We start from the raw sequence: 17,717 nt of genomic DNA on the forward strand, positions 1-17,717 counted from the left end.
GCTATTCGCTTCCTACCGCCTCGGCAATGGAAGTGAACCCATCTCGCTGCATCAGCGACTCCAACCCCCGGCAGATGGAGCGGGCAATTCCCGGCCCTTCATAGACCATGGCCGAGTAGAGCTGGATGAGGCTTGCACCCGCGCGAATACGCTCCCAGGCATCCTGTGCCGTCGCAATTCCGCCGACGCCGATTAGTGGCAGCCCGCCGCCAGTAGCGCGTCGGAAGTCGCGCAGGCGTTGCAGTGCAGGCTCTTTGAGCGGCGCTCCCGAGAGACCCCCCGCCTCTCCGGCATGGCGCGAGCGCAGGGGCGGGCGGGCAATGGTGGTGTTGGAGACGATCAGGGCATCCAAGCCGCGTCCCAGGGCCACTTCGGCAATATCGTCGATGTCCGCCGGCTCCAGGTCCGGTGCGACCTTTAGGAACACAGGCACGCGGGAGCCCAGCGCCTGGCGTTCCGTCAACACGGCGTCGAGCAGTTCGTCCAGCGCGCCCTTGTCCTGCAGGGCCCGCAGTCCCGGCGTGTTGGGCGAGGAGATGTTCACCGTGACATAGTCGGCCAGTGGAGCGACGGCGCGTATGCCGTCGCGATAGTCCGCCACGCGATCCGCGCTGTCCTTGTTGGCGCCGATGTTGATGCCGACGATACCCGATTCGCGGTTTCGTTTCGCCAGCCGTTCGACCGCTGCGGCGGTTCCGCCATTGTTGAAACCCATGCGGTTTATGACAGCGCGATCCTCCACCAGGCGGAACAGCCGTGGGCGCGGATTGCCCGCTTGCGGACGGGGGGTCAGCGTGCCCACTTCGACAAAGCCGAAGCCGAGACCCAGCAAACCGTCCGCGGCGACGGCGTCCTTGTCGAATCCGGCGCCCATGCCAACGGGATTTGGAAAGGTGATGCCGGCGACGGTGGTGGAGAGCGCGCCGGGAGCCGCCGTACCGCGGCCGCCCCCCCGACTTGCCAGTGCCTTCATTGCCAAGCCATGCGCGCGCTCAGCGTCGAGTCGGAACAGAAGCGGACGGATCAGCGGATAGGGCACGCTACGTCCTCTAGACGCAAAGCCCGCCCAAGCTCAATCGCTGGCCGGGCGCACTGAGCAGCAGAGTTGCATTTGTGTCGCACATTCAAGGAATTGAGCAATAAATTAGCGCTGGTGCCTATTTCGCAGCGTGTTGTCGCGATTCTACAATCCATGCTCTCGGCGCCGGAATAAGTGGGGCACGCGACCCGAAGGGCTCGTAGCCATCTGTGCACGAGTTCTTTTAAACTTAGCGGTTCCCCGCCGTGCGTGCGGGGAACCGCTTTTTTCGTTTTGAGCTCACCTAGGTGCCTCTTTCGATGTGCCGGCCCGCTCTGGCCGGGATCGCCATTGAAACCTGAGGTCCGATGCACTAGGTCAAACCGGAGAAGATCGCTCCGATTTACCTGAATCATCATGGGTTGCCGTTTTCATGCGCTTGTCCAGCATGGCTGATTATGCCGTTGTCGTCATGGCCGCCGCCGCGCGGCATTGTGGCGGCACGCGCGTCTCGGCCGTGCAACTTGCGGAGGAGACGGGGGTGCCGGCGCCCACTGTGCAGAAGCTGGTGAGTCGTCTGGCCGGTGCCGGCCTGCTGCGCTCCTCGCGCGGAGTTGGTGGCGGGCTCAAGCTTGCTCGGCCGGCTGCGGCGATCACCGTCGCCGACATCGTCGAGGCGGTGGAAGGTCCCATCGCTCTGACGGCCTGCTGTGATACTGGCCGTCACGATTGCACGCTGGAAAGCGCCTGCACGGTTCGGCCCCATTGGCCTCTCGTCAACGAGGCCGTGCGTGGTGCCTTGGCTGGCGTTCCGCTCACCCGATTGGTGGAGGTGCCTTCCGCGCCTTCGCTTGAACATCATACTTCCGAGTACGCCGCATGACTGATCAAACAGCTCTCGACTCTGGCTTCAAGGACCAGGCTGCACGCGATGCCGCTGCCCGCGTTGCGGACTACGAGCACGGCTGGTCGAGCGAAATCGAGCAGGAGTTTGCGCCGAAAGGTCTTTCGGAAGACACCGTGCGCTTCATTTCGGCCAAGAAGAACGAGCCGGAGTGGATGCTGGACTGGCGCTTGAAGGCCTACCGCAAGTGGCTCGAAATGACGCCCCCGGATTGGGCCAAGCTCAACGTGCCGCCGATCGACTATCAGGATGCGTACTACTACGCCGCGCCCAAGAAAAAGGAACTGCTCGATTCGCTGGACGAAGTCGATCCTGAGATCCTGCGCGTCTACGAAAAGCTGGGCATCCCGATCGCAGAGCAGGAAGTTCTCGCAGGCGTGCGCAAAGTGGCCGTCGATGCAGTGTTCGATTCGGTTTCGGTGGCCACCACCTTCCGCAAGGAGCTGGAAGCAGCGGGCGTGATCTTCCGCTCGATCTCCGAGGCGATCCGGGAATATCCCGAGATGGTGAAGAAGTGGCTCGGCCGGGTGGTGCCAGCGCACGACAACTACTTCGCCGCGCTGAACTGCGCAGTCTTCTCCGACGGCACTTTCGTCTACATCCCCGAAGGCGTGCGCTGCCCGATGGAGCTGTCGACCTATTTCCGTATCAATGCCGAAAACACCGGCCAGTTCGAGCGTACGCTGATCGTCGCCGAAAAGGGCTCCTACGTCTCGTACCTTGAGGGCTGCACCGCCCCGATGCGTGATGAGAACCAGCTCCATGCTGCTGTGGTTGAGCTGGTCGCGATGGAAGACGCCGAGATCAAGTATTCCACGGTGCAGAACTGGTACCCCGGCAACGCCGAAGGCAAAGGCGGCATCTACAACTTTGTTACCAAGCGCGGGCTGTGCCAGGGCGCGCGCTCGAAGATCAGCTGGACCCAGGTCGAGACCGGCAGCGCGATTACATGGAAGTACCCGAGCTGCGTGTTGAACGGCGAGGATTCGGTGGGCGAGTTCTACTCGGTCGCGGTCACCAACAACCACCAGCAGGCCGACACCGGCACCAAGATGATCCACAACGGCAAGGGTAGCCGTTCCACGATCATCTCGAAGGGCATCTCGGCCGGCAAGTCCAACAACACTTACCGCGGCCTCGTGCGCGTGGCGGCAAACGCGGATGGGGTGCGCAACTTCACTCAGTGCGACTCGCTGCTGCTCGGCAAGGAATGCGGCGCACACACGGTGCCCTACATCGAGGTGCGCAATCCCAGCGCCCAGATTGAGCACGAGGCCACCACGAGCAAGATCAGCGACGATCAGCTCTTCTACGCGCAGCAGCGGGGCCTCGACACCGAGGCCGCCGTGGCGCTGATCGTCAACGGGTTCGCGAAAGAGGTACTACAGCAATTGCCGATGGAATTCGCCGTTGAGGCGCAGAAGCTGCTTGGGATCAGCCTAGAAGGGAGCGTCGGATGAACGCCGAGCGCAAGACACTCGGCATCAGCCGCGAAGCCACTCCCAAGGCCGACGTAAAGGTGGGATTCGCCGCTACTGGCGCACGGCTGGAGAAGCTCAAGGAGCGGGCACGTTCGCAGCGCCGCAGCCCAAGCCCAGCGCAGGAAGCGCTGTGGAAGCAGCTGTCGGGTTCGCGGTTGGGCGGGGTGAAGTTCACGCGCCAGACCATCGTCGGTTCGGTGATCGTTGATTTCGCCTGCCCGGCGCGCTGGGTCGTCGTGATGATCTCACCCGAAGACGCGAATGCCGAAGTCGATGCACTGCAGGACAAGAAGCTCAGCGATGTCGGCGTGCGTGTCCTGCGCTTTGCCGAAAGCGAAGTGCTGGCCGATCTCGAGCCAGTGGTGAAGACAATCGCCGCTGAAGTGAACAAGCCGTTCGACAAGCGCGCCGCCGCTCGCCGCAATGCAGCGCCCCGGTTCGAGGGTGCCGAAGGATGACCATGCTCCAGATCTATAATCTCCAAGCCACCGTTGCCGATAAGCCGATCCTCAAGGGACTCTCGCTCCAGATCAATGCGGGCGAGATCCATGCGATCATGGGGCCCAACGGCGCCGGCAAGTCGACGCTGGGCTATACGCTGGGCGGGCGGCCCGGCTACGAAGTGACCGGCGGCTCGGTTTCGCTCGATGGTGCCGATTTGTTCGAGCTGGAGCCGCACGAGCGTGCTGCCGCCGGGCTGTTCCTGGGCTTCCAGTATCCGGTCGAGATCCCCGGCGTGTCCTTCGTCCAGTTCCTGCGCGAAGCGGCCAATGCCCAGCGCAAGGGCCGCGGCGAGGAGCCGCTGTCTGGCGGCGAGTTCCTCAAGCTGGCGCGCGAGAAGGCGGGACTGCTCAAGATGGACATGGACATGCTCAAGCGTGCCGTGAACGTCGGCTTCTCGGGTGGTGAGAAGAAGCGCGCCGAGATGGTGCAGATGGGCATTCTCGATCCCAAGCTGGCGATCCTCGACGAGACCGATTCGGGCCTCGACATCGACGCGCTGCGCATCGTGGGCGAAGGGATCAACGCGATCATGCGCAAGCCCGACAAGGCCGTGCTGCTCATCACGCACTACCAGCGCCTGCTCGACTACGTGAAGCCGGACTTCGTCCACGTGCTTGCAGGCGGGCGGATCGTGCGCACCGGCGGCCCGGAACTGGCTCTGCAGCTTGAGGAAGAAGGCTACGAGGCGGTCGTCGCGTGACGACGCTTGCTCTTCCCACCCGGCGGGACGAGGGGTTCCGCTACTCCGACATCGATGCGCTGGCCACGGTGTGGCCGGTCGCGCGCGAGGAGATCGTGGTTGCCGCAGGCAAGAGCGGTTCGCTGGAAGTGATCGCGACCGGCGATGGCGCCGTCGCCCGTCATCTGGCGATCACGCTGGAGGCCGGCGCGAAGTTCGATCTTCGGGTGCTGTCTGCCGGACCTGCGTTCGGTCGCATCGCCGTTGACGTGACGCTTGGAGAGGCAGCAGGTTTCACACTCGGCGCGGCGCAGCTGGCGACTGGCAGCGAGACGCTGGAGATCGTCAGCGAAGTCATGCACGCAGCGCCGAATTCAACCTCTGCACAGATCGTTCGCACGGTGCTGGCCGGGCAAGCCACGGGCACGTATCTCGGCCGTATCGCGGTGGCGCGCGGCGCCGATGGCACTGATGCCGAGCAGTCCGTTCGTGCCATGCTCCTCGAACGCACGGCTACGGCCAACGCTCGACCGGAACTTGAGATCTACGCTGACGATGTGAAAGCCGCCCATGGCTGCGCCGTTGGCGAGCTGGATGCGCAGGGGCTGTTCTATCTCATGTCGCGCGGGCTGACGCCGCCGCAGGCCAAGCGCCTCATGCTGCAGGCGTTCATTGCCGAGGCGTTTGCCGGCGCACCAGGCGAAGAGACGCTGAGCGCGCAGGCGCTGGAGCGACTGGAGGCGATCCTGTGAGCGAGGCCCGCGTGGACAATGCTGAGCGTGTCTCGACTTCGACCGACCTGCGATCGCAGTTCCCAGGCATGTGGAATCTTGACGGCTCGCCTTGGGGCTATCTCGACACAGCCGCCACGGCGCAGAAGCCGCAGGCGGTGATCGATGCTACCGTCCGCGCCATGGGCGTGGACTATGCGACTGTCCATCGGGGCGTCTATGCGCGCTCTGCGGAAATGACGCTGGGCTTCGAAGCTGCGCGTCGGCGCGTGGCCGCATTTGTCGGCGCGACCGAAGACGAAGTGGTGTTCACGCGCGGGGCGACCGAGGCGATCAACCTTGTCGCGAATACATGGGGCGTCGAGAACCTGAAGGCGGGCGATCGCATTCTGCTTTCCACGCTGGAGCACCATTCTAACATTGTGCCCTGGCAACTCCTGCGCGAGCGTACGGGCGTGGAAATCGATGTTTGCCCGCTCACGCAGGATGGACAGATTGACCTTGACGCTGCCGCTGCGATGCTGACGCCAGCGCACAAGCTGGTGGCCTTCGCGCACGTATCGAACGTGCTTGGCTCTGTGCTCGACATCGGGCGAGCAGCGGAGTTGGCGCACGGCGTCGGTGCGAAGCTGCTGATCGACGGCTGCCAGGCCGCACCGCGCATCAAGCTCAACATGCACGCGCTTGGCTGTGACTTCTACGTCTTTTCCGCGCACAAGCTTTACGGTCCCACCGGCATCGGCGCGCTGTGGGCTCGGGCAGAGATTCTCGAAAGCATGCCGCCCTGGCACGGCGGCGGCGCGATGATCGAAAAGGTCACCTTTGAGCAGACCACTTACGCCTCGGCGCCGCAGCGCTTCGAAGCGGGAACGCCGATGATCATCGAGACGATCGGGCTTGCGGCCGCAATCGACTGGCTGGACCAGGTCGGCCTGGATGTGGCGCAGGAGCACGAGCGGGTGCTGGCTGCGAAACTGCGCGACGAGCTATCGCGACGCAATGACGTGACGCTGTTCGGCCCGGCCGATTCCATCGGCATCGTCAGTTTCGCGCTCGACGGGGTGCATCCGCATGACCTCGGTACTATCTTGGACGAGGAAGGCGTGGCGATCCGCGCCGGGCACCATTGTGCTCAGCCGCTGATGGAGCACTTGGGCGTGTCGGCCACGGCGCGCGCCAGCTTCGGGCTCTACAACGACGAAAGCGACATCGAGGCGCTCCTGAAAGGGATCGAGCGCACGCGGAGGATATTCGGCCAATGACGGCAAGTACCAGTGACGAGGATCGCAAGTTCGCGGTCGAGGAAGTTCAGGCGGTCACCCCGCCCCCGCGGGCGCGTGTGGAAGACGCACCCGTCGAGGAGACGGCGGCTGAGAAGCTGGGGCGCAAGCGGGACTATCTGGAAGGCTTTCTGGCTGAGAAGCCGGCGGCTGACGATCCGAACGAGCCCGGCGGCGCGATCTATGAGAACGTGATCCAGGCGCTCAAGGAGATTTTCGACCCGGAGATCCCGGTCAATATCTACGATCTGGGCCTGATCTATGGCGTGGACGTATCCCCGGATGGCGGCGTGGCCGTGATGATGACGCTGACGACGCCGCATTGTCCCGTGGCCGAGTCGATGCCTGGCGAAGTGGAGTTGCGCGTGGCCGCCGTGCCTGGTGTGCGTGACTGCGAGGTCAGTCTCGTATGGGATCCGCCGTGGGACATGGCGAAGATGTCCGACGAGGCGAAGCTCGAGTTGGGGATGTTGTGACCCGCGCTGCGGTTTTCACAACACAAGGGCCGGCCACGCGTTGTGCCGGAAGAAGAGGCTGACATGACCACGGAAACCAAGACACGCCAGCGCCCCGCTGCTGTCATTCTGACCCCCTCTGCCGAGGCGCGAATCGCCGCGCTCATGGCCAAGGCACCTGAAGACGCGATCGGAGTAAAGCTCTCGACGCCGCGGCGCGGCTGTTCGGGCCTTGCCTACTCGGTCGATTACGTCACGGAGGCCAGTCCACTCGACGAGCGAATCGAGACACCCGGAGGCACGTTCTTCATTGATGGCGCTTCCGTTCTCTACCTCGTGGGCAGCACCATGGAATGGTCAGAGGATGACTTCACCGCCGGGTTCGTGTTCAACAATCCCAACGCGAAGGGTGCCTGCGGCTGCGGCGAAAGCTTCACGGTCTGATCGCCAGCTCGCGCGGCATCACCGGCGTTTGAGCGCGGCCACGCAGGCGGCCCGGTCCACTTCCTCTCCGTCGGACGCACGGCGCGCATCGACGTATGAGGCGATTGGTTCGCGCGACTGGCTCGTCGGATAAAGATAGACGTCGAGCACGCAGGCAGTGCCGGTGAACTGCAGCTTGCGCGCGTCGCCTTCCCACACATTCAGTCGCGGCGTGCCGAATTGGCGTACGATCTGGCTCTCGTTCGCACCGATCACCCCTTGAAGACCGGCGATGGATTGAAACGTCGGGTCGCGCGGTGCGGCGCGAATTGGTGCTCTAACCGGCTGCCCCGTGACTTTGCCCGGGCGCGGTGTTGAGGTGGTCCCGCCGCTGGAGGCACAAGCGGCGAGGAAAGGCACAAGCAGAGCCGCCGTGAGCAGCGCGCGCATGGCCGATGGGGTCGGCGATGGTAGAGTGTACAGCATGGTTACGTTCCGCATTGCGCCCGCGCTATGGACTGTCAACGCTGCCCACGGTTGCCCCGGGCTGACCCGCAGGCTACTCGCGGCATGAAGCCGGTTTGCGGCAAAAAGGAACCTCTGCGCACATGAATGAAGCCGCCCGTTACGATGTCATCGCGATCGGCAACGCCATCGTCGACGTGCTCGCCCACAGCCGGGACGAGGTGATCGACGAACTCGGCCTTACGCGCGGGGGCATGACCCTTGTCGATACCGCAAGGGCCGAAGAGCTTTACGCACACATGGGCCCGACCGCGCAAGTCTCGGGTGGCTCGGCCGCGAACACGCTTGCGGGCCTGGCTTCTCTTGGCGCGCGCTGCGCCTTCATCGGTCAGGTCGCGGATGATCAACTCGGCGAAGTTTTCGCCCATGACATTCGTGCTGCCGGCATCGATTTCACCACCCCTGCGCGCGCAGGCGATCCGCCGACGGCCCGCTGCATGATTTTCGTGACGCCTGATGCGCAGCGCACGATGAACACGTTCCTGGGGGCCTCGCAGTTTCTGCCCGCCGAAGTGCTGGATCTGGATGCCATCGCCGATTCCGCCGTGCTTTACCTCGAAGGCTACCTCTGGGACCCCGAGGAGCCGCGCGCGGCCATGCGCAAGGCGATCGACACGGCGCGCAATGCGGGCCGCAAAGTCGCTTTCACGCTCTCCGACGCCTTCGTGATCGATCGTCATGGTGACGACTTCCGCGCGCTGATCGCGCAAGGCCAGATCGACATACTCTTCGCCAATGCCGTGGAACTGGCGGCGCTGACCGGCATCGACGACTTTGACGAGGCTCTCGCCTCGCTTTCGTCCAAAGTGCCTGTCGTGGTTGCCACCCGCGGAGAGGACGGCGCGGTAGCGACCGCCGGCGGCGAGCGGGCGCAAGTGCCGGCAGAGCCCGTTGCGCGCGTGGTGGACACGACTGGTGCGGGCGACTTGTTCGCGGCGGGTTTCCTCTTCGGTCACGTACGTGGGCGGCCACTCGATGAGTGCCTGCGGTTGGGTGCACTGTGTGCCAGCGAGGTGATCTCGCACTTCGGAGCGCGGCCGGAAGTCGATCTTGCCAGGCTGGCCGCCGAGCGGGTGGGCTGATGGGAGGGCGCCGGGAAGGGAGCGAAGCGTGACCGCACCGGCGCTGATCGACTTCGAAGCGAGCTGCCTACCCGATTACGGGCAATCCTACCCGATCGAGGTGGCGCTGGCGCGAGTCGATGGTTCGAGCCGGACGTGGCTCATTCGCCCTGCCGATGCCTGGCGTTTCTGGGACTGGTCTCCTGAAGCCGAGGCGCTGCACGGCATCAGCCGGGATCTCCTAGCTGACGAAGGCCTGCCGCCGGCACAAGTTGTCGCGGAGATGCGGGATTTCGCGGGTGAGTGCCACGTCTATGCGGACGCTGACCTCGATGCCTACTGGCTGGAGGTGCTGGCTCACGCCGCTGGAACCAAGCCGCCCTTTTCGGTTCTCTACCTCGGCGAGTACCTGCTGGAGCGGGGCTATACTCGCGAGCAGGTGGTCAGCGCGCTCGATGCGGCACGAGAGCGGCTACCCGTGGAGCATGTGGCTCGCGATGATGCCAGCCGCCTGGCGCTGGCCGTAAAGCTGCTGATGGACGGCGAGACGGCGGCTTAGATTCCGCTCTGAAACCCACCCAGGCACTGCGCACGTGCTGCATCGCGCTCCAAAGCAAAACGGTTGCCGATCGGCGCAGGAAGAACGCAGCCTCTTTCGGGCTCCACCGGGAACTCTCGTGCGCAGCTCTTGCGTGAGCGGAACCAGTCGTCAGCACAATCCTCGAAGGCGGCTCGCTGGCGCACGTGCTGCGTGCGACATCCCGAGGTCCAGCGAGCCTGATAAGCAGTGTCTGCAGCGGCGAGGCAAGTCTCGTAATGCTGCCGTGCGGCTTCTCGCCGCTTGGTCTCGGCAGCGCGGGCCCGTTCGAAAGCCGCTCTGCGGTCGGACGCGGCTGCCTCTTGCTGCTGCCCAGCATCCAGCGTTTGGTGGATCGACTCTGCCGGCAGAAAGATGCCGTAGTAATACCCGACCCCTGCACCCGCGAGCAGCGCGCCGGCAGCGAGGCTGAGCTTCAGCATGGTATCGACGTTCAGAGCCATGTCGAACGCTCAGCCCCCTTCACGCGCCACTTCGCGCCAGCCGATGTCGCGGCGGCAGAAGCCGGTCGGGAAGCTGATGCGGTCCACGGCGGCATAAGCCCGCTCCTGCGCTTCGCGAACCGTGGCGCCTGACCCTGTGACGTTCAGGACGCGGCCTCCCGAAGCCCTCAGCACGCCATCGGGCCCTAGCGCCGTTCCGGCATGGAAGACCTTGGCGCCGTCCGTTTCTGCGGATGGTATGCCATCGATGCGGCCACCCTTCTCGGGCGTATCGGGATAGCCGTTCGCCGCCATGACGACCGTGAGCGCCGTCGCATCGGAAAAGCGGGGCGGCTGCACCGAGCCGAGGCGGTTTTGTGCACAAGCGAGGAGCAGTTCGACGAGATCGCTGCCCAACCGCATCATCAGCACCTGGCATTCCGGATCGCCGAAGCGGCAGTTGTACTCGATCAGCTTGGGACCGCTGCGAGTCAGCATCAGGCCGGCGTAGAGCACACCTGAATAGGGGCAACCCTCGTCGGTCATGGCTTTGACAGTGGGTGCGATGATTCGCGTCATCGCTTCGCCCTCCAGTTCGGGCGTGAGCACCGGGGCGGGGCTGTAGGCGCCCATGCCGCCCGTGTTGGGACCGGTATCGCCTTCGCCCACGCGCTTGTGGTCTTGTGCAGAGCCGAACGGGACGATGGTGCTGCCGTCCGTAAGCGCAAAGAAGCTGGCTTCCTCACCCTCGAGAAATTCCTCGATCACGGCTTCGGCACCGGCTTGGCCGAAGCGGCCCGAGAAGATCTCGCGCACGGCCTCCTGTGCTTCGGCCATGGTCATCGCGACCGTGACGCCCTTGCCGGCGGCGAGGCCATCGGCCTTGATCACCACAGGAGCGCCGAAGCTGTCGAGGGCGCCAAGCCCTTCCGATTCGCACGTGACGCGCACGTAACGTGCTGTCGGAATGCCCGCACGTTCGCACAAATCCTTTGTAAAGCCCTTCGAGCCTTCAAGGCGGGCGGCGCCGCGGCTGGGGCCAAACACGGCTATGCCGGCGCCGCGCAGCGTGTCGGCGAGGCCATCGACCAGTGGCGCCTCCGGTCCGACGACGACGAGGCCGATGCTCTGCCCCTCGCAGAAGGCGATGACGGCGGCGTGATCTGCCGAATCAAGGGAGACGCACGTTGCGTGCTGGGCAACTCCCGGGTTGCCCGGCGCGGCATAAAGACGGGTGCAAAGCGGGGATTGCGTCAGCTTCCAGGCGAGCGCATGCTCGCGGCCTCCCGATCCCAGCAGAAGGATATTCATGGCGCTGCCTTTCGATGACGACGATTATTCGGATGAGCGGAAAGCGCCGCCCGTAGCGAAGGCCCCGCTCGTAGCCAAGGCCATGCCGGGCGACAACGCCGAGCCGCTGTCCGTTAGCGCGATTTCGGCATTGCTCAAGCGCACGGTGGAAGACCGCTTCGGTTTCGTGCGTGTGCGCGGAGAGCTTTCAGGCGTGAAACGGGCCGCATCGGGCCACCTTTACTGCTGCCTGAAGGACGACAAGGCGGTGATCGACGGCGTCATGTGGAAAGGCGGGGCGCAGCGGCTCGCTTTCCGACCCGAGGACGGGGTCGAGGTCGTCGCAACGGGAAAGCTGACAACGTATCCCGGGCGCTCGAAGTACCAGATCGTCATCGAGTCCATGGAGATCGCGGGCGAGGGGGCACTGCTCGCCCTGCTGGAGAAGCTGCGCGCCCGGCTGGCGGCGGAAGGTCTCTTCGCCAGTGAACGCAAGCGCGCTCTGCCGTTCCTGCCTGCCATGATCGGGGTGGTGACCTCGCCCACGGGCGCCGTCATCCGCGACATTCTCCACCGCCTGGCAGACCGGTTTCCCAGCCGCGTTCTGGTCTGGCCGGTGCTGGTGCAGGGAGAGGGCGCTGCGGCTCAAGTGGCGGCGGCGGTGCGAGGATTCTCGGCCATGCCGGAGAACGGACGGGTGCCGCGGCCCGACCTCGTCATTGTCGCCCGCGGAGGCGGCTCGATCGAGGATCTATGGGCCTTCAACGAGGAAGCGGTGGTGCGTGCAGTTGCCGAGTGCACGATCCCTGTCATCTCCGCCGTCGGCCATGAGACCGACACGACCTTGTGCGACTATGCCGCGGATCGGCGCGCACCAACGCCAACGGCTGCTGCCGAAATGGCGGTCCCGGTACACGCCGAGCTGGCTAACTCGCTGGCCGAGCTTTCCCTGAGGAAACGCCGCTGCGCCACGCGCCCGCTCACGCTCGGTCGCGAGCGGCTCGAGGCGAGAGCGCGCCACTTGCCTCGTCCCGAGGCGCTGCTCGCAGCCAAGGCGCAGAAACTGGACGAGGCGAGCGAATGCCTGCGCCGCGCTTTGCGTGAGCGGGCTATGGCTGCACGCGCAAGGCTGGAGGGGCGCGGCGCGCAGCTCTCCTTGCCGCTGCTGCGGCAACGGCTGGAGCGTGCGGACGAAAGGTTAGCGCGCGCGGGACTCACCCCGGCGTTGCTGCAGCGCAGGTTCGACGCCGCTTGCAAGCATTTCGCCCCGGTTGCGCGAGTGCTGCCCCAGCTCGATCCTGACAAGCCGCTGGCGCGCGGGTTTGCCCGCGTGACCGACCCCGAGGGGCGCACGTTGACCGACAAGGCACGAGCCGAGCGCGAAGCTTCGCTCGTCCTCAAGTTCCGCGACGGCGATCTGGCGGTCGTTCCCGGCTCGGCTCTGCGTCGGTCCTCGCGTTCAAAGGAACCGACCGCTCGGCAGGGTGATTTGTTTTGAAGTCAACGCTCTGCTAGATCGATGCCCATGCTGATGTCTTCTGCCGACCGCCCCGCCACCTTGCACTATGGCCCCAATGGCTTTCGCATGCTGAGCCCGGGCAACCACGTCCTGTGCGCCGTAACCGGCGAAAAGATTCCACTGGAAGCTCTGCGTTACTGGGATGTCGAGCGGCAGGAGCCTTACGCCAACCCTGAGGTTGCCACACGCCGCCTGCTCGGCGAGGCATGACGGGCGCGATGCGCCGCGCGCTTGCACCAGTCGCCGTGCTGGCGGTTCTCGCAAGCTGCACGGCAGTTCCATCGGCCGAGACTCCTCAGAAAACCGCTCAAAAAGCAATAGTGGCGGCACCTGCTGCGGTGTTGGCCCCTGCGCGCTCGCCTGAGCCTGTTCGTCCCGCGATATTCGCATTCGCAGGCGAACTGACGCAGGGCGGCTGGATCAAGGGTAGCGCGCCAGCAGGCACGCGCAGCCTGATGTTCAACGGTGAGCGGGTCGACTTTGCCGAAAACGGAGGCTTTTTCGTCGCTTTCGATCGCGACGCGAGTCCCACGGCCACGCTGACGGCGACCCTGGATTCCGGCGCTAAGGTAACGCACCCGCTGACCGTCGCGCCGCGTGCCTGGCGGATCGAGAACATCAATATCGCCCGCAGGCAATCGGGGGCAAGCGAAGCTTTCATGGCGCTGCGACGACCTGAACTCGCGCGCATCAACGGTGCGCGTGCGAAGGACACCGGCGCACAAGGCTGGCGGCAGGACTTCGTCTGGCCCGTGACAGGGCGGATCTCAGGCCGGTTCGGCTCGCAACGCGTCTACCGAGGTGAGCCTGGCTCCTACCATTCGGGCATCGACATCACCAGCGGCACCAGCGGCACGCCGTTCGTGGCGCCGGCGGATGGCGTCGTCATCCTGGCAGCAGAGAAGCCGTTTACGTTGGAGGGCAACCTCCTGATGCTTGACCATGGATTGGGCCTCAACAGCGCCTTCCTGCACTGTTCCGAGATTCTTGTGAGAGAGGGCGAGCATGTCCGGCAAGGGCAAGTCATTGGCCGGATCGGCAGCACCGGACGTGCCACGGGGCCGCACTTGCACTGGTCGATGAAATGGAATGACTCACGCCTCGATCCGATTCTCCTTACCGGCCCCATGCGCTAGGTGCGGTTGCGCCCGGCTCCACCTAAAACGAACTCGGCTCTGAAACGAGCACAGGCGGGGTTGCGCGGTCCGCCCACTCCCCTATCAAGCCGTGGTGCATCGCAGCATAGCTCTCCTGATCCTGATTGTCGGCGTGACCTTCAGCACTTGGCTGCGCTCGGAGCGGGTGACGCCGGCGCGCGACAAGACGCTGACCTTCGTGGCCGAGCCAAGACCCTCGGAGGCGATCCTGCAAGCGCACCTCGGTCCTTTCCGGCTCGAGAAAGCCTGGGAGATGAAGCTCGGATCGTGGAAGTTCGGTGGCTACTCCGCCCTCGTACCGCTGCCGGATGGGCGTATGCTGACCTTGTCGGACCTGGGGCGGTTTCTTGTCTTTGCGCCGCCGGGGGGACCCAAGGCAAAGCCGTGGATCGGCAACTTGCTGGACAATCCGAACCACAACAAGTCCGATGTTGATGTGGAATCCGCGACACGGGATCCGGCCACTGGTTCGATCTGGCTGGGCCTTGAGCTGCGCAACTCGATCATACGGCTGAACTCGAATTGGGTACAGACGGGGAGCGTTCGCCCCGAAATCATTCGGCACTGGGGCAAGAATTCAGGCCCAGAGGCAATGACCCGGCTGCAGGACGGACGCTTCGTGTTGCTGCAGGAGGCGCCGCTCGACTGGTGGCGTGGGCATCGTCACGATGCCGTGATCTTCGCAGGTGATCCGGTGGAAGCTCCTGACGCGGTGGAGAGGTTCGTCTTCGACGGCCCGTCGGGGTTCGACCCTGTGGACATGGTCCAGATACCTGACGGGCGTGTGCTGGTGCTTATGCGAGCGCTCGTGTGGCCTTTCCCTCAACGGTTTGCGGCCCGCATCGCTATCGCCGATCCGGAAGAGATTCGGGCCGGTGGGGTGTGGCACGCGAAGGAAGTCGCGCGAATCGCCTCCTCGCTGCCGGTCGACAACTTCGAAGGCATTGCTGTGACGCCGCGGGACGACGGCAAGCTGACCGTGTGGCTCATCTCCGACGATAACCAGGCAGCCCTACAGCGCACGCTCCTGTGGAAGCTCGTCGTCGATCCTGCTGATTTGCCGAGCGGGGGATGAACGCGAAAAGGCGCGCGGATCGCCCCGCACGCCTTGATGCTTCACCTATATCATCGTCCCGCCGAAGCAGGACGAAAGATAATCAGGCCGCCTGCTTCTTCCTCAGGTCGCGCTTAACCTTGAGAGCGCGCGTGCTGAGCTTCTCGTCAGAGGTCTTGAGCAGCCAGTTATCGAGACCGCCGTTGTGCTCCACCGACCGAAGGCCGTGCGTCGACACGCGGAACTTGAAGCTGCGCTCCAGCCCGTCGGAAAGCAGCGTCACGTTCTGCAGGTTGGGCAGGTAAACGCGCTTGGTCTTGTTGTTGGCGTGGCTGACGTTGTTGCCGGTAAGACGGCTCTTGCCGGTCAGTTCGCAGATGCGGGACATGGTCTCTCTCGCTCGAAAAATGTCTGTGCCGTTTAAACGGGAAGGCGCGCCCTTAGCGATTCACCAGGGGCAGGTCAAGTTGCACGGTGCCTTCAGGAGGTCTAGCGCGGGCTCATGACCCGTTGGCCGCTTCCCCCGCACATGGCGCGCGCGCTTCAAGAAGCGCGGCTAGCCGCCGCTGAGGGAGAAGTGCCGATCGGAGCGGTCATCGTCAAGGACGGGCAGACGATTGCCATTGGACGGAACGCCCCGCGCCAGATCCACGACCCCACAGCGCACGCCGAGATGGTTGCGATTCGCGCCGCGGCCAAGGCGCTGGGCAACGAGAGGCTGGAGGGTTGTGAGCTTTGGGTGACGCTGGAGCCTTGCGCCATGTGCGCGGGTGCGATCGTTCACGCGCGAATCGCGCGGCTTTACTATGGGGCATCCGATCCTAAGGGCGGCGCCGTGGAGCACGGTGCACGCGTTTTCGATCAACCGCAGTGTCTGCACCGCCCCGACGTCTATGCGGGCATTGGTGGGCCGGAAGCGGGCGAACTGTTGCGGGACTTCTTCCGCGAGAAGCGCTGAAGTGCGGGGCTAGAGTCCCCGCCAGATCTTCAGCGGAGCGGTGTTTGCCGGCCCGAACAGGTGCGGCCCGCAGCGAGCAGGCCGGAAACGCTTCGAATAGCAAAGTCGCACTTCGCGCAGCCAGCCGTTGCCGCTGACCAGAAGCCCCACTTGCTCCGCCTTCCAGGAAGGATTCGCTGCGACGAATGCTTGGCGCAAGTCACCGGCAGTGAGGTCGTCGCGTCGTGAGAGCATATCGGCATCGGGCCACCGGATGGAATTCCACAGGATCGCGCTCACCTTAAAGTACTGTGCCGGGGTCTTGGCCATACAACTGCCGTGCTTGGCCCACTCGTGCACCAGGAGCTGCGCGGACGGTGTCATGCACAAGTTGCGGCGTAGAAGCTCGGGCGAGGGTAACGGCAGCGTTGCGCACCACTGCGGGTAAAGACCGCGAGCCGCTTCGGGCCAGAGTCCATGGAGAATGAAGCCAAAGCGACCCTGGCGCCCTGAGCATTGCATCGAGGCCGGATCGCCGCGCGTCTTGCAGTGGTCGGGCGACCAGCTCGCGGCGAGTGTGTACCCGCCGATAGCGGTTCTTCTAGCCGGACCGTCAGGCTTGACCGGTTTGATCGGCTCCAGTGCGCGAGGCGGAACGCACTGATAAGACTGCGCGAGAGCAGGCACGGCAAAAAGGGCGAGTGCCAGAACCAGGGTCGAGAGCCGCTTCGGCATTGTGGTGGTCACAGTGGCGTGAAGTCCAGCCCGATATCGGCCGCAGGCGCGCTCTGTGTCAGGCGTCCCACCGAAACGTAGGTGACACCCGTCGCGGCGATGGCGGCAATCGTGCCGAGGTTCACGCCGCCTGATGCTTCGCTGGGAACACGCCCGGCGATGAGCGAGACGGCCTCGCGCAGAACATCGGGGCTCATGTTATCGAGCAGCAGGTGGTCGGCTCCTGCGGCAAGAGCGGGCTCGATCTGGTCAAGGCTGTCGACTTCGCAAATGACCTGGGCGACACCGGCTGCCTTCGCGCGGGCCACGGCAGGACCCACTCCGCCTGCGACAAGGACGTGGTTGTCCTTGATCATCGCCGCGTCCCACAGACCCATGCGGTGGTTCTTTGCCCCGCCCATGCGTGTCGCGTACTTTTCGAGATGCCTGAGCCCGGGAATCGTCTTGCGTGTGTCGAGCAAGGTGGCGTTGCCCTTCATCTCATCCACATAGCTGCGCGTCATCGTCGCGATGCCCGAGAGGTGTTGAACTGTGTTGAGGGCCGAGCGCTCAGCCGTGAGCATGGCGCGCGCGTTGCCAGTGAGGTGCATGAGCTTGGTGCCTGGCTGCACTTGCGCGCCTTCTTCGACCAGGATCTCGATCGTTATCGCAGGATCGAGCGTGCGGAAGAACGCGGCGGCAATGGGCAGGCCCGCGACGGTGATCGCATCGCGCGAGTCCATCACGCCCGAGAACCGCGCCTCGGCGTCAATTACACTTTCGGATGTGACGTCGCGCCCGCCGCCGGGAAGGCCGACGCCGAGATCCTCATCCAGAGTGGCGGTGACGAATGCGTCGAGATCGAAGCCGGGCAGCGTGAACTGGGTCATGACCAGGTCTTTCGCGCGTCGCCCGGCGCTTGTCGAGAGGCTGCTGAAATGGGCCTTGAGCAGCTGCAGCGCCGG

22 protein-coding genes are annotated in these 17,717 nt (G+C 64.6%); 15 read left to right on the forward strand and 7 right to left on the reverse strand.

The features are described from left to right. Position 1: 1 nt before the first annotated feature. Positions 2 to 1,039 carry a quinone-dependent dihydroorotate dehydrogenase gene (locus ABVV53_RS01265; RefSeq protein WP_353982504.1) on the reverse strand — a complete coding sequence of 346 codons (1,038 nt, stop codon included), beginning with the start codon at positions 1,037 to 1,039 and terminating at the stop codon, positions 2 to 4. 412 nt (positions 1,040 to 1,451) lie between these two features. On the opposite strand from ABVV53_RS01265, the gene ABVV53_RS01270 reads away from it, so the two are divergent. The 8 genes from ABVV53_RS01270 to ABVV53_RS01305 all read left to right on the forward strand — a co-directional run bounded on the left by ABVV53_RS01270 (position 1,452) and on the right by ABVV53_RS01305 (position 7,496). Beyond that, positions 1,452 to 1,901 carry an SUF system Fe-S cluster assembly regulator gene (locus ABVV53_RS01270; protein ID WP_353982505.1) on the forward strand — a complete coding sequence of 150 codons (450 nt, stop codon included), beginning with the start codon at positions 1,452 to 1,454 and terminating at the stop codon, positions 1,899 to 1,901. Then, a complete protein-coding gene (sufB, locus tag ABVV53_RS01275) occupies positions 1,898 to 3,382 on the forward strand; it encodes a Fe-S cluster assembly protein SufB (protein WP_353982506.1) in 1,485 nt (494 codons plus the stop codon). Before ABVV53_RS01270 ends, sufB begins: the two co-directional genes overlap by 4 nt. Beyond that, complete coding sequence (locus ABVV53_RS01280; protein WP_353982507.1) at positions 3,379 to 3,861, forward strand: endonuclease domain-containing protein; 483 nt, start codon at positions 3,379 to 3,381, stop codon at positions 3,859 to 3,861. Before sufB ends, ABVV53_RS01280 begins: the two co-directional genes overlap by 4 nt. A gap of 2 nt (positions 3,862 to 3,863) precedes the next feature. After that, on the forward strand, positions 3,864 to 4,607 hold the full coding sequence (gene sufC, locus ABVV53_RS01285; RefSeq protein ID WP_353982508.1) for a Fe-S cluster assembly ATPase SufC: 744 nt from the start codon (positions 3,864 to 3,866) through the stop codon (positions 4,605 to 4,607). Beyond that, positions 4,604 to 5,338: a SufD family Fe-S cluster assembly protein gene (locus tag ABVV53_RS01290; protein WP_353982509.1), complete on the forward strand. Its 735-nt coding sequence runs from the start codon at positions 4,604 to 4,606 to the stop codon at positions 5,336 to 5,338. The genes sufC and ABVV53_RS01290 overlap by 4 nt, the downstream gene beginning before the upstream one ends. Beyond that, on the forward strand, positions 5,335 to 6,579 hold the full coding sequence (locus ABVV53_RS01295; protein ID WP_419956728.1) for an aminotransferase class V-fold PLP-dependent enzyme: 1,245 nt from the start codon (positions 5,335 to 5,337) through the stop codon (positions 6,577 to 6,579). The genes ABVV53_RS01290 and ABVV53_RS01295 overlap by 4 nt, the downstream gene beginning before the upstream one ends. Continuing rightward, positions 6,576 to 7,073 (forward strand): SUF system Fe-S cluster assembly protein, encoded by a 498-nt coding sequence (locus ABVV53_RS01300; protein ID WP_353982510.1) that lies wholly within the window; start codon positions 6,576 to 6,578, stop codon positions 7,071 to 7,073. Before ABVV53_RS01295 ends, ABVV53_RS01300 begins: the two co-directional genes overlap by 4 nt. 63 nt (positions 7,074 to 7,136) lie before the next feature. Next, a complete protein-coding gene (locus ABVV53_RS01305; protein WP_353982511.1) occupies positions 7,137 to 7,496 on the forward strand; it encodes a HesB/IscA family protein in 360 nt (119 codons plus the stop codon). 18 nt (positions 7,497 to 7,514) lie between these two features. Here ABVV53_RS01305 and ABVV53_RS01310 read toward each other — a convergent pair whose 3' ends face one another. Then, positions 7,515 to 7,961, reverse strand: coding sequence for a hypothetical protein (locus ABVV53_RS01310; protein ID WP_353982512.1), 447 nt, complete (start codon positions 7,959 to 7,961; stop codon positions 7,515 to 7,517). Positions 7,962 to 8,083: 122 nt separating this feature from the next. On the opposite strand from ABVV53_RS01310, the gene ABVV53_RS01315 reads away from it, so the two are divergent. Continuing rightward, positions 8,084 to 9,082, forward strand: coding sequence for an adenosine kinase (locus ABVV53_RS01315; protein ID WP_353982513.1), 999 nt, complete (start codon positions 8,084 to 8,086; stop codon positions 9,080 to 9,082). Between the two features lie 28 nt (positions 9,083 to 9,110). Further along, positions 9,111 to 9,620, forward strand: coding sequence for a 3'-5' exonuclease (locus tag ABVV53_RS01320; protein ID WP_353982514.1), 510 nt, complete (start codon positions 9,111 to 9,113; stop codon positions 9,618 to 9,620). Here ABVV53_RS01320 and ABVV53_RS01325 read toward each other — a convergent pair. Further along, on the reverse strand, positions 9,617 to 10,102 hold the full coding sequence (locus ABVV53_RS01325) for a hypothetical protein (protein ID WP_353982515.1): 486 nt from the start codon (positions 10,100 to 10,102) through the stop codon (positions 9,617 to 9,619). The two genes, ABVV53_RS01320 and ABVV53_RS01325, sit on opposite strands and share 4 nt — an antisense overlap. Positions 10,103 to 10,111: 9 nt before the next feature. Continuing rightward, complete coding sequence (purD, locus tag ABVV53_RS01330) at positions 10,112 to 11,392, reverse strand: phosphoribosylamine--glycine ligase (protein WP_353982516.1); 1,281 nt, start codon at positions 11,390 to 11,392, stop codon at positions 10,112 to 10,114. On the opposite strand from purD, the gene xseA reads away from it, so the two are divergent. The 4 genes from xseA to ABVV53_RS01350 all read left to right on the forward strand — a co-directional run bounded on the left by xseA (position 11,391) and on the right by ABVV53_RS01350 (position 15,122). Next, positions 11,391 to 12,869, forward strand: a complete 1,479-nt coding sequence (gene xseA / locus ABVV53_RS01335; protein WP_419956729.1) for an exodeoxyribonuclease VII large subunit — start codon at positions 11,391 to 11,393, stop codon at positions 12,867 to 12,869. The genes purD and xseA overlap by 2 nt on opposite strands. 27 nt (positions 12,870 to 12,896) lie before the next feature. Further along, positions 12,897 to 13,100, forward strand: coding sequence for a DUF2093 domain-containing protein (locus tag ABVV53_RS01340; protein ID WP_353982517.1), 204 nt, complete (start codon positions 12,897 to 12,899; stop codon positions 13,098 to 13,100). 8 nt (positions 13,101 to 13,108) lie between these two features. Beyond that, positions 13,109 to 14,026, forward strand: a complete 918-nt coding sequence (locus tag ABVV53_RS01345) for a M23 family metallopeptidase (protein WP_353982518.1) — start codon at positions 13,109 to 13,111, stop codon at positions 14,024 to 14,026. Between the two features lie 94 nt (positions 14,027 to 14,120). Continuing rightward, a complete protein-coding gene (locus tag ABVV53_RS01350) occupies positions 14,121 to 15,122 on the forward strand; it encodes an esterase-like activity of phytase family protein (protein ID WP_353982519.1) in 1,002 nt (333 codons plus the stop codon). Between the two features lie 82 nt (positions 15,123 to 15,204). Here the strand turns inward: ABVV53_RS01350 and rpmB are convergent, their stop codons facing one another. Then, positions 15,205 to 15,489: a 50S ribosomal protein L28 gene (gene rpmB, locus ABVV53_RS01355; protein WP_353982520.1), complete on the reverse strand. Its 285-nt coding sequence runs from the start codon at positions 15,487 to 15,489 to the stop codon at positions 15,205 to 15,207. Positions 15,490 to 15,603: 114 nt separating this feature from the next. On the opposite strand from rpmB, the gene ABVV53_RS01360 reads away from it, so the two are divergent. Continuing rightward, on the forward strand, positions 15,604 to 16,059 hold the full coding sequence (locus ABVV53_RS01360) for a nucleoside deaminase (protein WP_353982521.1): 456 nt from the start codon (positions 15,604 to 15,606) through the stop codon (positions 16,057 to 16,059). Between the two features lie 9 nt (positions 16,060 to 16,068). Here ABVV53_RS01360 and ABVV53_RS01365 read toward each other — a convergent pair whose 3' ends face one another. Together ABVV53_RS01365 and nadC are read right to left on the reverse strand one after the other, a co-directional pair. Next, positions 16,069 to 16,785 carry a ribonuclease T2 family protein gene (locus tag ABVV53_RS01365; protein ID WP_353982522.1) on the reverse strand — a complete coding sequence of 239 codons (717 nt, stop codon included), beginning with the start codon at positions 16,783 to 16,785 and terminating at the stop codon, positions 16,069 to 16,071. Next, positions 16,782 to 17,642 carry a carboxylating nicotinate-nucleotide diphosphorylase gene (gene nadC / locus ABVV53_RS01370; protein WP_353982523.1) on the reverse strand — a complete coding sequence of 287 codons (861 nt, stop codon included), beginning with the start codon at positions 17,640 to 17,642 and terminating at the stop codon, positions 16,782 to 16,784. Before nadC ends, ABVV53_RS01365 begins: the two co-directional genes overlap by 4 nt. Between the last annotated feature and the right edge of the window lie 75 nt (positions 17,643 to 17,717).

Source organism: Novosphingobium kalidii, assembly GCF_040534015.1.
In the GTDB taxonomy this organism is placed as follows: Bacteria; Pseudomonadota; Alphaproteobacteria; order Sphingomonadales; family Sphingomonadaceae; genus Novosphingobium; species Novosphingobium kalidii.

Coding starts and splice junctions, on each gene's coding strand:
- ABVV53_RS01325 (WP_353982515.1), bottom strand. CDS start 10,102: ATGGCTCTGAACGTCGATACCATGCTGAAGCTCAGCCTCGCTGCCGGC.
- ABVV53_RS01280 (WP_353982507.1), top strand. CDS start 3,379: ATGAACGCCGAGCGCAAGACACTCGGCATCAGCCGCGAAGCCACTCCC.
- rpmB (WP_353982520.1), bottom strand. CDS start 15,489: ATGTCCCGCATCTGCGAACTGACCGGCAAGAGCCGTCTTACCGGCAAC.
- xseA (WP_419956729.1), top strand. CDS start 11,391: ATGGCGCTGCCTTTCGATGACGACGATTATTCGGATGAGCGGAAAGCG.
- ABVV53_RS01310 (WP_353982512.1), bottom strand. CDS start 7,961: ATGCTGTACACTCTACCATCGCCGACCCCATCGGCCATGCGCGCGCTG.
- ABVV53_RS01270 (WP_353982505.1), top strand. CDS start 1,452: ATGCGCTTGTCCAGCATGGCTGATTATGCCGTTGTCGTCATGGCCGCC.
- ABVV53_RS01315 (WP_353982513.1), top strand. CDS start 8,084: ATGAATGAAGCCGCCCGTTACGATGTCATCGCGATCGGCAACGCCATC.
- ABVV53_RS01360 (WP_353982521.1), top strand. CDS start 15,604: ATGACCCGTTGGCCGCTTCCCCCGCACATGGCGCGCGCGCTTCAAGAA.
- purD (WP_353982516.1), bottom strand. CDS start 11,392: ATGAATATCCTTCTGCTGGGATCGGGAGGCCGCGAGCATGCGCTCGCC.
- ABVV53_RS01305 (WP_353982511.1), top strand. CDS start 7,137: ATGACCACGGAAACCAAGACACGCCAGCGCCCCGCTGCTGTCATTCTG.
- ABVV53_RS01345 (WP_353982518.1), top strand. CDS start 13,109: ATGCGCCGCGCGCTTGCACCAGTCGCCGTGCTGGCGGTTCTCGCAAGC.
- sufB (WP_353982506.1), top strand. CDS start 1,898: ATGACTGATCAAACAGCTCTCGACTCTGGCTTCAAGGACCAGGCTGCA.
- ABVV53_RS01340 (WP_353982517.1), top strand. CDS start 12,897: ATGCTGATGTCTTCTGCCGACCGCCCCGCCACCTTGCACTATGGCCCC.
- sufC (WP_353982508.1), top strand. CDS start 3,864: ATGCTCCAGATCTATAATCTCCAAGCCACCGTTGCCGATAAGCCGATC.
- ABVV53_RS01300 (WP_353982510.1), top strand. CDS start 6,576: ATGACGGCAAGTACCAGTGACGAGGATCGCAAGTTCGCGGTCGAGGAA.
- nadC (WP_353982523.1), bottom strand. CDS start 17,642: ATGACCCAGTTCACGCTGCCCGGCTTCGATCTCGACGCATTCGTCACC.